This window comes from Pedobacter sp. KBW01 (genome assembly GCF_003852395.1).
GTDB lineage: Bacteria > Bacteroidota > Bacteroidia > Sphingobacteriales > Sphingobacteriaceae > Pedobacter.
This window is the reverse complement of record NZ_QAJQ01000003.1, coordinates 271,933-287,982: the sequence shown is the minus strand read 5'-3', so window position 1 is coordinate 287,982 and position 16,050 is coordinate 271,933. Positions and strand designations below refer to the sequence as shown.

General features: G+C 42.1%; 7 protein-coding genes. 1 reads left to right on the top strand and 6 read right to left on the bottom strand.

Annotated features, from left to right (window positions below):
• Positions 1–9: 9 nt before the first annotated feature.
• From DBR40_RS03630 to DBR40_RS03615, 4 genes are all read right to left on the bottom strand, one after another.
• On the bottom strand, positions 10–3,408 hold the full coding sequence (locus tag DBR40_RS03630) for a SusC/RagA family TonB-linked outer membrane protein (RefSeq protein WP_124558445.1): 3,399 nt from the start codon (positions 3,406–3,408) through the stop codon (positions 10–12).
• A gap of 143 nt (positions 3,409–3,551) precedes the next feature.
• Entirely contained in the window at positions 3,552–4,643 is a 1,092-nt protein-coding gene (locus tag DBR40_RS03625; protein WP_124558444.1) for a FecR family protein, read from the bottom strand.
• Between the two features lie 70 nt (positions 4,644–4,713).
• Entirely contained in the window at positions 4,714–5,226 is a 513-nt protein-coding gene (locus DBR40_RS03620) for an RNA polymerase sigma-70 factor (protein WP_233603794.1), read from the bottom strand.
• A gap of 497 nt (positions 5,227–5,723) precedes the next feature.
• Positions 5,724–7,394 (bottom strand): alkaline phosphatase family protein, encoded by a 1,671-nt coding sequence (locus DBR40_RS03615; protein WP_124558442.1) that lies wholly within the window; start codon positions 7,392–7,394, stop codon positions 5,724–5,726.
• 419 nt (positions 7,395–7,813) lie between these two features.
• Here DBR40_RS03615 and DBR40_RS03610 point away from each other — a divergent pair, with 419 nt between their 5' ends.
• Entirely contained in the window at positions 7,814–10,948 is a 3,135-nt protein-coding gene (locus DBR40_RS03610) for a GH92 family glycosyl hydrolase (RefSeq protein WP_124558441.1), read from the top strand.
• 120 nt (positions 10,949–11,068) lie between these two features.
• Here the strand turns inward: DBR40_RS03610 and DBR40_RS03605 are convergent, their stop codons facing one another.
• The gene (locus tag DBR40_RS03605) at positions 11,069–13,822 is read right to left on the bottom strand and encodes a glycoside hydrolase family 2 TIM barrel-domain containing protein (protein ID WP_124558440.1); all 2,754 of its coding nucleotides are present in this window, start codon (positions 13,820–13,822) and stop codon (positions 11,069–11,071) included.
• A gap of 172 nt (positions 13,823–13,994) precedes the next feature.
• Complete coding sequence (locus DBR40_RS03600; RefSeq protein WP_124558439.1) at positions 13,995–15,893, bottom strand: glycoside hydrolase family 36 protein; 1,899 nt, start codon at positions 15,891–15,893, stop codon at positions 13,995–13,997.
• Positions 15,894–16,050 lie beyond the last annotated feature (157 nt).

The window sequence follows — 16,050 nt, the reverse complement described above, 5'->3', positions numbered from 1 at the left end:
TCACATTGTTTAAAAAGAAATACTTGCACCTGCAGAAATGGTTCTGAGCATTGGGTATTGGAATGCGCCATAACCGGTTTCGTTTGTGGGTAATTCCGGATCGTACATCTTAATATCATCGCTGATAATGAAAAGATTGGTTCCGGTTAAGAACAAACGGCATTTCTCCAAACCAATGCTTTTTGTAGCCCTTGCAGGTAAGGTGTAACCAAGCTCCAGGCTTTTTAACCTCAGGTAGTTACCGCTACGAAGCCAAAATGATGAGGCAGGTCCTTCGGTTCCGTTTAAACCGCCAATTTTGGGGTAAGCTGCATTTGGATTCTCAGCCGACCAGAAATCTGACCAAAAGGCAAGTACATTTTGCTCCTGCCACTGACTTCTGTCGCTAAGCATTACTTTACGCGCCCCTACGCCTTGTAACAATACGCCAAGATCAAAGCCTTTCCACGAAGCGCCCAGGGGGATACCATAGGTAATGCGCGGATCGTATGACAGGTTAGATAAAACCACATTATCATTGGCATTGATTATACCATCAGGCGCACCATTGCTGGGACCAAAAAGATCGGCAAAACCAATATCACCAAGCTCAAATGCCCGCGTGCCGTATTTTAGTTTCAGGTAATTGGCCAGTTGTTCCGGATTGCGAATAATGCCGTTAGACTGATAACCTGTAATAAAATTAACCGGCCTACCGGTTCTGCGCTGATAATCGGGAATATTGGCCTGCTCGGGATATTTGATTACCTTATTGGTGGTGTAGGCAAAGTTAAAACCAACATAATATTTAACTTGTCCAATCTGATTATCATGCCTTAAAGTTAACTCAAAACCTTTGGCATTAACCTGCCCATAATTAACCTGTGCGAGTGCAATACCAAATGTAGATGGAACGACGGTTTGGTTGGCCACTAACAAATCGGATGTTTTCTTGTAAAATAAATCCAGGCTACCGCTTATTAATCCTTTATAAAAACTGGCATCTACCCCGATGTTGGTGGTGGCAATTTTTTGCCATTTAATATCCGGATTAGGATAACGTTGTGGTGCAATGGTATTTACAGGCGTTGAAAAAACGGCGCTGCTTTGTAATGAAAAATAAGAATACCATTGAGAGAGATCAATATTATCATAGCCCAGCAAACCATAACCTGCCCTAAGTTTCAAATTATCGACATTAGGTAGCATGTTTTTAATAAAAGGTTCTTCGGATAAAATCCATCCGCCGGATAGTGAAGGGAAATATCCCCACTTATTTTTAGGGGCAAAAGCTGATGACGCATCGGCACGTACAATTGCATCTAAAAGGTATTTACCTTTAAATTTGTAGTTCAAGCGGCCAAAAACCGACGATCTTCCGAATTCATTACCAGTGCCGGTTAAAGAACGGCGGGCAGGATCGCTATTGGCTACAAATAGCTGATCGATAGTACTCGAGAGCAGGTTTTCGCCCTTAGCGGAGAAATTATCTCCTTTAGATTCGGATTGCTCGTAAAAAACCTGCACACTCAGATCGTGCTGACCAAAAGTACGGTCGTAATGGGCAGCAGCATTAAATACATAAGTTTTGTTTTGGATGTACTGCTCCTGAAAAAAATCGTAAGGTTGCTGCGCAGCAGCCTTGGTACCAATTACCTGATCGCCAATTAAATGGTTGTTGCCTCCAAAACGGTTAAAAAGATAAAGGGTATAAGGCTGATACCTGGTTTTATACAGGTCTGATTGTTTATTGTAATTGTAACTGATATCGGCACCAAATCCTTTAATATAATTTGGATTGTAACTCAGTTTTAAGAAACCATTCAAATTGGTCCGATCTCCTTTGATATAACCATTTTTAATTACCTCGGGTACTAAAAAGTGGTATAAACTTCCATCGGGCAGACCGTTTACATACGCAGGGCTTAGCGGAGTAAAATTCATTGCAGCACGGGTAAGATCGCTTAAGGTTGTTGTATTTACGCCATCATACCACCATGGAGTGGTATTTGGCCTAACTGTTCCCTGCAAGTTTACCTTAGCTGAAAAACCATTGCCAAATTTGAAATCGAGGTTACTGAGTATGTTAAACCGTTTAGATTCTAACTTATCAAACAAGCCGGTTTCGCTAAAATAACCTGTAGAAACATAATACCGGGCATTTTGCGAGCCACCTGTTACACTTAAATTGGCATCGGTAGTGCGCGGCGTTTTACTAATCATTTCAAAAAGATCCGTATTAATGGTTCCGGCCTTATAAAATTCAAGTTCATCGGATGTATAATATCGCGGATCGTTAGCTGCAACGCCTTGATTTAGATAGTAATTGTTGCGGTAAAGTGCATCCTGGTATGAGTTTAGCCTTTTAGGCATGCGCGTAGGATCTGATTGTCCGTGACTGATGTTAAAACTAAACTTAGCAGGTCCTTCGGCGCCTTGTTTGGTGGTAACCAGTACTACACCGCTACCGCCTCTAACCCCGTAAATAGCTGCCGCACCATCTTTTAAAACCGAGATACTCTCGATATCATTGGGCGAAAGTAAATCAAACTCTTGTTTACTACGCGGAATATCATCTATAACATAAAGCGGGTCCTGACCAGAATATGAAGTAGTTCCCCTAACCCTTACCGAAGAACTTACTCCCGGTAGGCCACTTGGGGACATTACCACCAAACCAGCTAATCTTCCGGCAAGCGCATTGGAAACATTGGAAACCGGAATATTGCTAACTGTACTGCCTGAGATAGAAACTACAGATCCTGTTAAAAATTTCTTCTCCTGCTTGCCGTAGCCCACAACTACTACTTCATTTAGCTCTGCTGCATCTTCTTTTAGCACCACCGTCATAAAGCTATTGCTGGCATTCAACTCCTGGGTAACATAACCCACAAACTTAAAAATCAAAGTAGCCGATACATCGGTAACATTGATATTAAACTCGCCATTTTCGTTGGTAACAGCGCCGTTTTTTGTTCCTTTTTCTAAAACGCTTACTCCCGGGATCCCGGTGTTTTTGGCGTCGGTTACCTTTCCCCTAACTACAATCCGGTTATGGTCGCCAAGGGTCAAAACTACCAGGTTTTCTTCTACAATACGGTAATGAATACCTGTGTTGGCCAACACCGTTGCAAGTACATCTTTCCACGATTGGTTGGCAAAACTGGCATTAAAGAACTTGCCGGCGGGCAAAATCTCATCATTGTACACAAAATGTATAGTGGTTTGATTTTCAATAGATTTGAATATCTGTTTCAGGTCTACCTGCTGCATAGAAATAGAAACTTTCTCCTGTGCAACACTCCGGGTGGCAAACGTTTGTAGCGTACCTAATAAAATAAAAAGTACAACAATTTTCATCATAAGCAAAAGCTTGAGCATAGAACGATACGGCCGTTGCAGAACGGCCTGTGGTTCATTTTTTTTCATATATTTGTTTTTTGGTTTTGTTAATTAAATGGCTTAATACGTGTTCAGCGAGGGCCATTTCGACAATTCACAATTAAAGGGGGGATGCGTCAACATTCTCCTTTTTTTTCTCTAAAATTTAGGTTTCTTTCATATCAATTGGTTTAGTTTTTGGTTGAGGTTATTGATTGGATATAAACCAGATTTTTTTCTATCCGGTAGTTAAATTTGGCTGCTAACTGCAGGGAAAGCAACACCTGCTCGAGGGTTTTATTTTCATAGGTTCCTGATAAATTAATCCTTGCGAGGTCTTCATCATTAATGATAATTTCTTTATTGTACCATCTGCCAAGCTTAACAGCAATATTTTGAAAAGGCTCGCCATCAAATACCAGCTTGTTTTCGGTCCAAAGACTTTCTTTTACTTTATTATCTTCAATCTGTACATTCGATTTGCTCAGCAGAATAGTAGGCTGTTCTTTTTTGACGGTTTCTTTCGGTTTGTCTTTTTGCTCATTGTGCACTTTCAGCTTCTCTCCGGGTTTAAGGCTAATTCGGCTTAAAGGCTGATCATCCATACTTACCTCTACCAGGCCATGAATCAGTGTTGTTTCGGTATTCTCATCATCCGGATAAGCTTTTAAGTTAAAAGCCGTTCCCAAAACTTTTACCTTGATCCCATTAGCCGAAATAATAAAAGGATGTTTTTTATCGCGCGCAACCTCAAAATAAGCTTCTCCGCTTAAGGTAACGGCTCTTGTAGCACCTGTAAATACTTTGGAATAAGAAAGTTTACTATCGGCATTCAGCCAAACTTTGGTACCATCGGCCAATACAACCTTATTTTTTTCTCCTTTTTTGGTTACCAATACCAGCTCTTGATTGCTTTGTTTTTTTAACATCAGCAAGTAAATGGGGATTGCAAGCAACAGCATTGCTGCAGCAGCCTGGAGTAGCCTTTTAGGAAGTTTGAATATCTTTTTCTTTTCAGTTTTTTGTGATAATAAGGATTGGTCTGTTGTTGCCTGATCAAAATGGCCCGACAACTGCATTTTAGCATAATGTGCCATGTAGGCCTCCATGGCTTGTGCTTCTTCTGCCCGGCTTTGAGGCTCAGATTTAGCCGTTAAAAGGGTATATATAGTGCGCAAACCCGGATCGTACTCCATAAGTTCGTGCAATTCATTTAATTCTTCGTCTAAAATATTACCGGCATTAACCTGGTTGATCAGCCAGTAAAAGCGTGCGTCGTCCATCAATAAAAAAGGTTATTAATGTGTAAGACAACAGAAAAGGGAAAAGTCCCCAATAAAATTTTAAATATTTTTAACGGTGTAGATATACACTTAAAGCAGCGCCCAGTTTTTGCTGTGCCAGCTGCAGATGCCGGTCAACGGTATTCGAAGAAATTTCCATGATCTCAGCAACTTCACGGTAAGAAAGGCCATCCTGCCTGTTTAACATAAAAGCCATCCTGCATTTAGGAGAGAGGGCTTTAACGCATTTTTCGATCTTTTCCTTCAATTCGGCATCCAGCATCCTTTCCATTGGTGTAGAAAGTTCTACTAAACTTGATGGGGCTACCTGATCAATATCCCAGGTGGTATATTTTCTATTTCTCACCAAAAAGTTAATCGAGCTGTTTTTAGTTGCACAGAAAAGGTATACTTTGGCATTTGAAACATCGAGCAGCGCTTTTTCCATCGTCCACACTTTCAACAATACATCTGATACAATTTCTTCGGCAATCTCTTTCTGTTTTACGTAAGTGATGCTAAAGCGCAATAGCCCTGAATAAAAATGGAGAAATAGCTTTTTGTAAGCTGTTTCATCTCTCATTAATGCAATCCTATGTTGTAATGCAATAATATCCATCTCAAATTAGGCAGGGAATAGTTCGATATTTGGTTTATGCCTCTTTAACAAATGTTTAAAGGCGCTGATAAAGCTATGTACTTTAAACCACTGCAACAAATTGTAAAAAAAGGTTCTGCTCATGCAGTAGTATTATTTTAAGCTAGCTAAGCAGCTAAATCCGGACAAAAAAGCAGCTTTTTGTTGGTAGAACAGGCCTTACACAAAACAAATGAGACATTTCAGTCTATTTGAAAGGCTATGTAAAAAAGGCAAAATTCCTTAATAAAATGCTGATTAGAATTAACAATTTTGCAGACTAAGAACAGATATCTGGTTCGCTGGCAGCTTTCCTTACAAAAAATACAGTCTGAAATCATAGGATTTCAGGCTGTATTACATTATGCATAACTCTTAAAGTATAATTAAGTATTCCTGATCAAAACCTTAGTGCTTTTTAAGTCTATCATTTTCATAATCAATTAAAAATTAATCAGGGTTTGCCCGTCATAATAAGCCGGAGGGCTAATACCCAGAAAGCTTAAAATGGTTGGCGGCACGGTGTATAAATATGGAGCACCATGATAATCGGTTGTTTTACGATAAAAAATTGGAACCGTTAAAGCACTGCGGGTAATTGTCGCGCTGTTTTTGGTTAGGATATTTATTTTTGGCGTAACCAATGTACCGTTGTAAACCGTTCCGGATGTTTCATTCCCCTTGGTATATAAAACTAAATCTGCTTGCTGTGGGTGTGCAGATGTTAAAGCGGTAAAACTGTATGCACTGATACTGGTTGCCGATAAAGCCGATTTAAACAACCTTAGCTCAGAAATATTACCGGTAAAATAAGGGCTATAATTGCCAGTTCCATCCTGCCCGATTTTAAATACATTACCGCTTTGTAAATCGCCCACCGACGAGATATTACCTTCGGCTACCTGAATGCCACCATCATATAGGATAGCTTTTTGTGTACCCCGGTTAACTACCACAGCTACCTGATGCCATAACTGATCACTGAGGTCTACCCCATCTATATCCAGGCGGTGTGTTCCATCGCCAAAGTTAGCCCTGATTACACCATTTCTATTGGCAATTATAATGCCTTTGTTATAACCACTCGCCCAGTTTTTATTGCCGATAATTACCGGATCGCTGGTGGTTGTAGTTGCCCTGGCCCTAAATTCGATGGTAAAACTGCTGGTTGCACTTAAGTTCAGGTTACTTAAGGCTGGAAGCTCTCCGTACACATTTGTTTTAAAATCGACAGTGGTAATATTATGCGGATTTGATTCGGTGGTAGTGGTGGGCAGTGTATTTACCAGTTGTGGGCTAATTGCACTATTGTTCAGGATAATAAATGCATTTTGCTCCAGGTAACTACTTCCCCCGTGACTTAAATCGCCGCCATGATCTGTAGCAACTACAATAAGCCAATCTTCATTGTTATAAGTAGTCCGCGTTTTTACCGCATTCAGTATCCTTCCTACTCTGGCATCAACTGCCTTTACCGAATCAATATACATTTGTGAGGTAAGCCTGTAGTTACTCGCATGACCGGCATGATCTACATTATCGAAATGACAAAAGGAAACATCTGTATTGCTGCTGGTAATTTCCTGTATAATTCTGACTTCAGTGGCATTATCATTTGCACTGTTCTGTTTTACAGTTACATCAGGTGTGGCGACAATAAAATTATTTATCGACGACCAGGTTACGATCGATGCTGTTCTTAAAGCAGGTAAGCTGGTTTTAATCTGCCGGAAAAAAGAAGGATAATTTACAAAGTCAGCACCCGAAAAGCTATTATCAGATGCTTTGTGTTTGGCAACACCTACACCAGTAAACAATGCCGACCATCCGTTTGATGACCAGGTGGGCACCTGTGCCAATGCATTGGTGCTTGTATAAGACTGGTCCATCAGGTTTTTTAGGTTCGGTGCATTAGTCGCTGTGAGGGCTTTCCACACACAACCATCAATACCAATAAAAAGTACTTTTTTAGGTTTTACAGCCAAGATATTCCGCGCAGTTGCCTTTTCATCCGGGGATGATGCACTTGCACCAGCCTCTGTTACAGCCTTTTTACACGAAAGTACGACCAGCGCCGTCGCAATTAGAAATAGTAGGGATTTTAATTTTTTCATAGTTTAAATGTTTAATATTATTGTGTAAATGTTTAATAAAACTAAACATAAGAAAGTTAATAAAAAATTATTTTTTTAAAATTAAAGCACCATTTACAAACAGATAATTCGCCTAAAAATCAAAGCTTCCCTACTTAGGGTGGTATTTTCAAATTCATTCATTTTCGCACAGATGAGATTTCCGGTTCTGATTAGAAAGCAATCATAAAAACAAATATTGTACATACATATTACGCTTTCCGTAACAAGGCTATTTATGTCCCTTGATAAAAAAGGATACTATTTTCATTTTTTACATCTAAAAACACTAAATTCTAACTAACTTCAATTTTTAATATGTACATACAAACTATTTACTCCAGTTTATACTTATTTCATTATAAGCTAAGCGGTAGAGTAGATCAAAAATGTAAACACAAATGAACAAGAGAAAATTATCCCTGAACAAATTACTAACCCTGCTTTTGTTGTACTTAACCAGTACCACGAGCGCCCAAACAACTTTGTGGCAAATCGGCAATGCAGATAACAAATCGGCAGAACTGGCGCTGGCGCCATCGGGTTATAAGCATTTTTTGGAAAAAGATTTTGGCTGGGAAGATAAGTTTTATCTGATTGGTGTTTCAAAGCCTGAGCAGGATTGGGCTTATATATTGCCTGGCCCCAAAGATGCCTGGGGAGGCACAGGTGGAACCTCAGGTCTAAGAACACATAATGCCAATATTTTATTCGGCCTGCAACACCAGCCTACAGGAGCGGGCTGGAAATTTGTAGTAGACCTGATTGGTTATCAGGGCACACTACCTCCCCTGTTTAAAGTTACCATTAATGGTGTTTCGCATGTAAAACAATTGCCTAAACGGGAGGCTGATAAGTCTTTTGAAGGTGATTTAAACACAGCACACGAATATAAAATTGAAATTCCACTTGAAGCGAAACAGTTGCGTAAAGGCGGTAATGAGATTTTGATGACCACCCTTGAGGGATCGTGGCTGGTGTTTGATCAGGTAAGGTTGGAAGGCCCGGCTTCGGCCAGGTTAATCAGCAATAAAAATGTGTTTTTGAGAAGGGTAAAGCCTGCTGATTATCAACTTAACGCGCATGGTAAAGAAATCCAGCCTTTATTGGTCGATGCACAGCTGATTTCTGGCAAACCTGTGCTAACGGTAAAACTGGATGGTAGTGAGGTATTCCGTGAGCGGCTGGATAGTGCAAGATACCAGTTCGAGGTGCCCATGCCTGCTGTTACAGTAGCTAAACAAAGTAAGTATGAGATTTACAGTGATGGGATATTGCTGGAAAATGGCATGGTAAAACGATCGGCACAACGGTTGTTTACGCCTGCAGATTATGTAGATACCCGAATGGGCACTGCTCATTCCCGCTGGATGATTGCTCCTGGCCCCTGGATGCCCTTTAGTATGGTAAAACTCAGCCCCGACAACCAGAATAACGGCTGGCAGGCTGGTTACGAACCAAGTTTTGAGAGTGTGGGTGTATTTAGCCACATCCACGAATGGACAATGGCCGGCTTAGGCATGCTGCCGGTAAACGGCCCGCTAAAGATTAAAACAGGCGATGAGCGGAGTACTGGCGAGGGCTACCGCTCGCAGATTGATAAAGCAACAGAAGAAGCCCCTTTGGGTTACTATAAAGTAATGCTAAGCGATTATAAGGTTAAAGCAGAGCTAACTGCCACTACCCGCTGCGGCTTCCAGCGTTATACCTACCCTAAAGCTACTGATTCGAGGGTGATGATTGATTTACAAATCCCCTCTGAATATGCCTATACACTTAAGAATGTGACCCTGAAAAAAGTAAGCGACAGGCGGATTGAAGGGGTATCGAGACAGTTTACGCCCGGTGCCTGGTCGGGTGATGTAAACCAGGATTACCAGCTCCATTTCGTAATTGAATTTGATCAGCCAATTCAAAAATTTGGAACCTGGCAGAATGATAGCGTGGGTAATAAAGATCTGGTAAATACCGGGGAAGTAAAAGATGCTGGTGCCTATGTAGAGTTCGACACCAGAACAAACCCGGTGGTGCAGGTGCGTACGGGTATTTCGATGGTGAGCATTGAAAATGCTTCAGATAACCTGAAACAGGAAATTACCGAACCTTATGGATGGAGTTTTGATAAGGTAAGAAACGGACAACGTGATACCTGGAATAAGCTGATTGGACGGGTGGCTGTTCAATCTAACGACCGGAGAGAGAAAATCCGTTTTTATACCAATATGTACAGGGCACTGGCCAGCCGGAATACCTGGAGCGACCTGGATGGCAGCTGGGTAGATGCTTTTCAAAAAGTGCAGAAACTCAAAGACCCTAATTCGCTGGCACTGGGTTGCGATGCTTTTTGGAATACCTTCTGGAACCTGAACCAGTTTTGGAACCTGGTTACGCCTGAGTGGTCTTCTAAATGGGTAAAATCGCAGCTGGCCATGTACGATACCAATGGCTGGCTGGCCAAAGGACCTGCGGGCATGAATTATGTACCCGTAATGGTTGCAGAACATGAAATTCCGTTAATGGTGAGCGCCTATCAAATGGGCATACGCGATTTCGATGCCAATAAAGCGTTTGAAGCCATGAAGAAAATGCAAACTACTCCATCGCAAAAGGTGGGGCTCGGTTATGCGGGCAACCGTGATCTGGTCCCCTACCTAAAGTACCATTTCGTACCTTACGACCTTGGAAGATTTTCTAACACCTTAGAATATGCTTACGATGACTGGACGGTTTCGCAGTTTGCGCGGGCGTTGGGCAAAAAAGAAGATGAAAAAGAATTTGCCCTAAGGGGAAACTATTGGCGTAATGCAATTGACAAGGAAACGGGGTATGCCCGGATGCGTAAATCAGACGGTACCTGGGCGCCAGATTTCGATCCTTTTAAATCGGGTGCCAACCACCACTATGTAGAAGGTAATGCCTGGCAGCTCACCTATTTTGTACCACAGGATGTGCCGGGATTGGCGAAAGAGATTGGGGCAGATAAATTTGTAGAGCGCCTGTCGTGGGGGTTTACAGAAAGTAATAAATTACGTTTCAATGCACCGGGCGACCAGTACTGGGATTATCCGGTAATTCAGGGTAACCAGCAGTCGATGCATTTTGCCTTTTTGTTTAACTGGGTGCAAAAGCCCTGGCTAACGCAGCGTTGGAGCAGGGCAATTATCGACAGGTATTATGGCAGCGATTTAGCAAATGCTTACCTGGGTGATGAAGACCAGGGCCAAATGAGTGCCTGGTTTGTAATGGCTGCTTTGGGCTTGTTCCAAACAGATGGGGGCTGCAGTATCGAACCAGTTTATGAAATTGCCAGTCCTATTTTCCCATCGGTAACCATTAATCTTGGTGAGCAGTATGGCCGTGGAAAATCATTTACAATTGAGGCTTCTGATGTATCACGCGACAATAAATATGTACAAAAAGCTACCTTAAATGGAAAGCCATTACAGTCTTTCAAATTTCCTGCAAGCGAATTATTGAAGGGTGGGAAACTGATATTGCAAATGGGACCAAAACCTAATAAGAACTGGGGAATATAAAATCTGGATCTGTATTCGGAGTAAAAATAAAGCCTGAAACCTTACGGTTTCAGGCTTTATTTTTAAGCACAGTATTACTTCGTTAATCTCTTTTAGCATGAGATTCCGTGTTTTAATTTTTTACCTGAAATCGAACCATAGCTTACCGCTGATCTTTTCGCCATTGGCATGGTTCAGTTCGCTTTGCGGCCCCATAACTTTTGCCGATTGGAACTTGGTTCCGATTGGACTAATGGCATTTAAAAAACCAATGCTCCCATCAGGAAAAGCAGGTTCGACATTATTGTTAGCCAGTGCAGCGGCTTCGCGTGCTGGCTTAAACATTTGCAGGTATGTATTTTTATTTGCTGTATAAACTGTAAAAGGAGCTTCGCGATTTTCGATTGTTACCCAGTTTACTTCGGCATGATAACCTTTAAATTCGGGGTATTTCCAGCTTTCACCGGTTATGGTATTGTTGTAATCTTTATGCCAAACACCAAATTGCTGGCCTTTTAACCTGTTTTTCCAAACGCGATAAGGCCCTCGTCCCAACCATTTCATTCCCGTAACTTTTTCTTCGGGGTAATTGAAAGTAATGCCCATAAAGCTTGCATCGCCTTGCTGGCTATACTCATATTCCAGTTTAACAGGCTGCCCAGAAGTAAAAGTCCATTTTACATGTAAAGCAGCGTCGCCTGTATAATCGGCTTCAACAATATACTGGCCTTTAACCGCCTGATGCGTAAACTGCTTGAGTTGGGTATTTACTCCGGCCAAAACCGGCCCGCCTGACAAAGAAATAGTGCCTGTTGGTTTTACGACTTTTTGGATATAGCCGGTTGTTTTATCAAAATCGTAACTGATCCCGTCGCAGTTAATACTCAATGTGGCATCGGTTTGCGTTAATTTGATATTCGATTTGGCCGTAGTGCTGCTAATTTTAGATGCAAAAGCTGCCGGAGCGGAAATGGCCCAGCTCCAGGTAAAGAGCTCTTTTTTATCTGGACCATATGCGCTAAGATATAAGGCATCGTTTTTGGTCCAGGTTGCGGGTAATGGTAAACTTAACACGCCCTTTTCGGCTGGTTTAAGGTTTAGGGGCTTTAATATGCCTGCTGCACTTACCAGGGCTCCTGTAGTTTTAGCAGTTGCTGAAGGGAATTTAACCAGCTTCCATTTAAATGTACATTGATTAAGGTTAGTGAAAGCATAGCGGTTTTCGATAGGTATTTTACCATCAAAATCTGCTTTAAGGGCTTGTAGATTGATGTACGCCGGAGACCAGATTTCTTTAATGGTGTAATAGCTGCCTTCTTTTTCGCGGTGCGGCCCTACAATACCATCGGGTGCATGATTACCATCTCCATCATAGGTATTATTTTTATCTGTACGAATGATAGATTCATCTAAAAAGGCCCATATAAAACCACCGCCACCATGTGGGTGTTTTAACATTTGTGTCCAGAAATCATCGAGTGCTGCTCCTGCCCCGCCATCGTACAAAGCATGCATAAACTCGGTAGGAAAAAAGACTTCTTCGCCGGTAGCGGTTCTGCTTTCCATCCCCTTATAATCGGGGTAATGCTTGGTGTCGGTACCATTAAATTTCTCCCAGGGGTGGATAACGGTCCGGTTTTGCGGATCGTACAATGCATATTGATCATCGAGTTCGCGGTTAAAGCCGCCTTCGTTGCCATTGGCCCAAAATAAAATAGAAGGATGGTTTACATCATGCACAACCAGCTCTTTAACCAGTTTTTTACCTATTTCCGTATCGTAATTGGCCTGCCAGCCGGTAAGCTCGTCTATCACGTATAAACCAAGTGAATCGCAAACCTCCAGGAAGTCCCGGTCAGGTGGGTAGTGCGACATGCGCACAGCATTCATGTTCATATCCTTCATCAACTGTACATCCAATACATGAACCCCATGGCTGAGTGTACGACCGGTTTCTGGCCAAAAACTGTGGCGGTTGCTGCCTTTCATCAAAACGCGGGCTCCATTAACGTACAAGCCATCTTTTGCACGCAGCTCTACCGTACGAAAACCAAATTTTTGTTTGATCTGGTGAACAATACCCTTTTCATTCTTTATGCTAACCACTACCTGGTACCGGTTCGGAAATTCGGCACTCCACAACAAAGGTTTGTTAAAATTAGCCTGCAATACGTAACCATCACCCGCTGCGTTTGCCTTAGCCGTAAAAGGTCTACCCAGTTTTTCGCCACTAAGCTTTTCTGCCTGGGCTTCAATTTGTTCGCCTTGTTTTAAGTTTTGCGCATATACATCCAGCTGAAATGCTCCATCGGCTTTTGCATTTACGGCCAGCCTTTCGATAAAGGTCTGCGGCACAATTTCAAGATAAACCGGGCGGTAAATTCCACCGAAGATCCAAAAATCGCCACTGCGCTCGGCCTTATTTACAGATGGGTTGGCTGATTGTTTATCGACAGTTACTTCGAGCAGGTTTTTGGCATTGGGTTTTACCAAATCGGTTATATCGTACTTAAAGCTATAAAAACTACCCTGATGTACCGGGCCAGCCTGCATGCCATTAACCATTACCTTGGTATCGGTCATCGAACCTTCAAAAACAATGAATACCTTTTTCCCTGTTACACCATCAGCAAAAAACTCATGTCTGTATTGACCCTGCTCTTTATTTTTGATTTTATCGTGTCCATAATTATAGGCTCCAAAGCCTTGCTGTTCCCAGTTAGAGGGGACTGCTATTTTGGTCCATACACCGCTTTTTCTACCTTCAGTGCAATAAAAATCCCAGTTTACGGTATGGTCTTTATCCGTTCCGGAAAGGTATTTGATAATGGTTTGTTGAGAAAATGCACTGAAACCCATGAGGGCACATAATAAGGAAAGCGTTACTTTTTTCATTGTTCTAACTCAGGTTTAATTGGTGTTATTTTTTTTAAAACTACGCAATTATTCCTCGCTGGTCTGTAAAATCCTTGTCCCACAGCCCTGCGGTTAACCATCATTATTTTAATTTAACCGGATTATAGCGGTTATTGAGCAGCATTACTATGTTCAAATCACTCTATTGCTTTTAATTGGCAACCCTTGTTGCAGTTATTAACAAACCGCTACGTCCTGCCATATCATTTATTACATACTCACCTTGAAACACGCCAATAGCTTTGCCGGTAAATTTATTGGTAAGCCTGTATTTTCCGGCTGGTAGTTTTACGGTACGTTTCACAGGAGTATTGCTCCAGTTAAATACCGAATAAACCGTTTCGCCTTTTAATGTTGTGTTTCCTACTTCGAACTTTTCATTTTCGAACCTTGCTGCCACCCCTGTTGGTGGAATCAGTTTCTTTAAAATTACCAAATGCTCTGGACTAATGGTTGGCAGATCATCGCCGCTTAGCAACAACCCTCCGGTGGCGTATATGCTTGCTGCGTGAAAAAGGAATTCGTTTTCAGGAATGCCTGGTTTGGCATTTTTATCACCTGTAAAATTACCGGCATTATCCATTACCCCATTAGAACCACCACTTGTAAGCACAATACAATCCGGATCATTCCACCAGAAGCGGCCATTTTGCCAGCTTCTTAACAGATTTTCTTTGCCTATGCTTTTAAAAGAGTCCCAACTGTGCGAAATGTCCATAGAGCTGCGCGAACCATGAACTAAGCCCAATGAGGCCCAAATCGGGTGATTACAGCCCAACAGGAAAGCATCGCCTGCTCCTTTACGGATGGCTTCCATACCTCGGCGATAGGCTTCGATACGGGTAGCAGATTTATCGTAATGCACGCCACCATGAATAGCTCCCCAGTAGTTGGCATCTAATTTAAAATAGGTACAGCCCCATTTTTCGCGCATGGTTTTAAACAATTCTGTAAAATATTTCTGCACTTCGGGATGCGTACCATCAAGCGCATACCATGGACCCTGACGCCAGCCTCCAAATCCTACTTTATCTGAGCGCATGGGTTTACCCGATTCGTCTTTTACCATCCAATCGGGATGTTCTTTAAACAACCGGGATTGCGGACTGGCGATAAAAGGCGCTACCCAAATGGCTGGCTCGAGCTTTTTATCTTTTATTTCTTTTAAAACATTGGATACGCCACCACCGAAGGCATCGCCTGCCTCCAGCCAATCGCCCATCCAGGGTTGATAACCATCATCAATTTGTACATATTTTAACTCAGGTAAATTATTCGCAATCCATCCGGTATTATCGGAAACGTTTTTGGCCGTAACTTTTGGCCCGAAACATAACCACGAACACCAGCCCATGGGGATAGGCTTAAACTCCAGTTTAGGATGATGTACGGCAATGGCCCGGGTAAGCTGATCGTAGAGCTTTTCCCTTTCAGGGCCTGCCACGGCCATAAACTCTTCGAGGTTCCAGGTTTCACCGGGTTTTAACAACAGATTTTCGCAATCCATTGATATGCGAAGGCGTTTTGCATCAAAGGAGAAACGAGAAATAAAGCGGTTGCAGGAAGTGGTAGCCACTAATAACCGATCGGCTTGCTGAGGTTGCAAAGTAAGCATACCGTAAGCCGTACGCAAGCCCTCTGGCTCGGGTATTTTATAGTGGGCACGATCTGAATAAGAGCCCCAATCTTCGGGCTTAGCCAATGTACCCCCTATTTGGCCCAGCTTTTGGAAACTCTCGCCATAAATGGGCGTGTTACCGCTAAGGCCATGGTTAAAGTCAAAAACCACTACTTCGCGAATGCTAAGTGCTTGCTGGGAAGTATTTTTTATAGAAAGTGCACACAACTTACCTTTCCAAATGCGGTTAACCAAAACACTAGCGGCATTGGCCTGGCTTCCATCGGCTAAAATTACCCTTGGTTTTGATTGTTTTAAGCCTGATAAGAAAACATCGACAGCCTTTTGATGTGGTGTGCCTGTTGCTACTGCATTTATTGTAACCAGTGCCATCAGGCAAAGCATGATAAACCTTTTTATATTCCTCATCATTTTAAAATAAAATAGTTTTTAAAAGGCCAAATAGTGCCGGCAATGCCAATATCTCATTTATTGGCAAATGCAAGATGGTACGGTCAGGACAGCCCTGGCTTAACTGCATCGGAAATTATTTGGTTAGTTCTTCAAACTTCAGCTATTTCCGGCTTAT

Excerpts from the sequence above, each read along its gene's own strand:
- DBR40_RS03630 (WP_124558445.1), bottom strand. The coding sequence starts at position 3,408 with ATGAAAAAAAATGAACCACAGGCCGTTCTGCAACGGCCGTATCGTTCT.
- DBR40_RS03605 (WP_124558440.1), bottom strand. The coding sequence starts at position 13,822 with ATGAAAAAAGTAACGCTTTCCTTATTATGTGCCCTCATGGGTTTCAGT.
- DBR40_RS03600 (WP_124558439.1), bottom strand. The coding sequence starts at position 15,893 with ATGATGAGGAATATAAAAAGGTTTATCATGCTTTGCCTGATGGCACTG.
- DBR40_RS03625 (WP_124558444.1), bottom strand. The coding sequence starts at position 4,643 with ATGGACGACGCACGCTTTTACTGGCTGATCAACCAGGTTAATGCCGGT.
- DBR40_RS03615 (WP_124558442.1), bottom strand. The coding sequence starts at position 7,394 with ATGAAAAAATTAAAATCCCTACTATTTCTAATTGCGACGGCGCTGGTC.
- DBR40_RS03610 (WP_124558441.1), top strand. The coding sequence starts at position 7,814 with ATGAACAAGAGAAAATTATCCCTGAACAAATTACTAACCCTGCTTTTG.
- DBR40_RS03620 (WP_233603794.1), bottom strand. The coding sequence starts at position 5,226 with ATGAGAGATGAAACAGCTTACAAAAAGCTATTTCTCCATTTTTATTCA.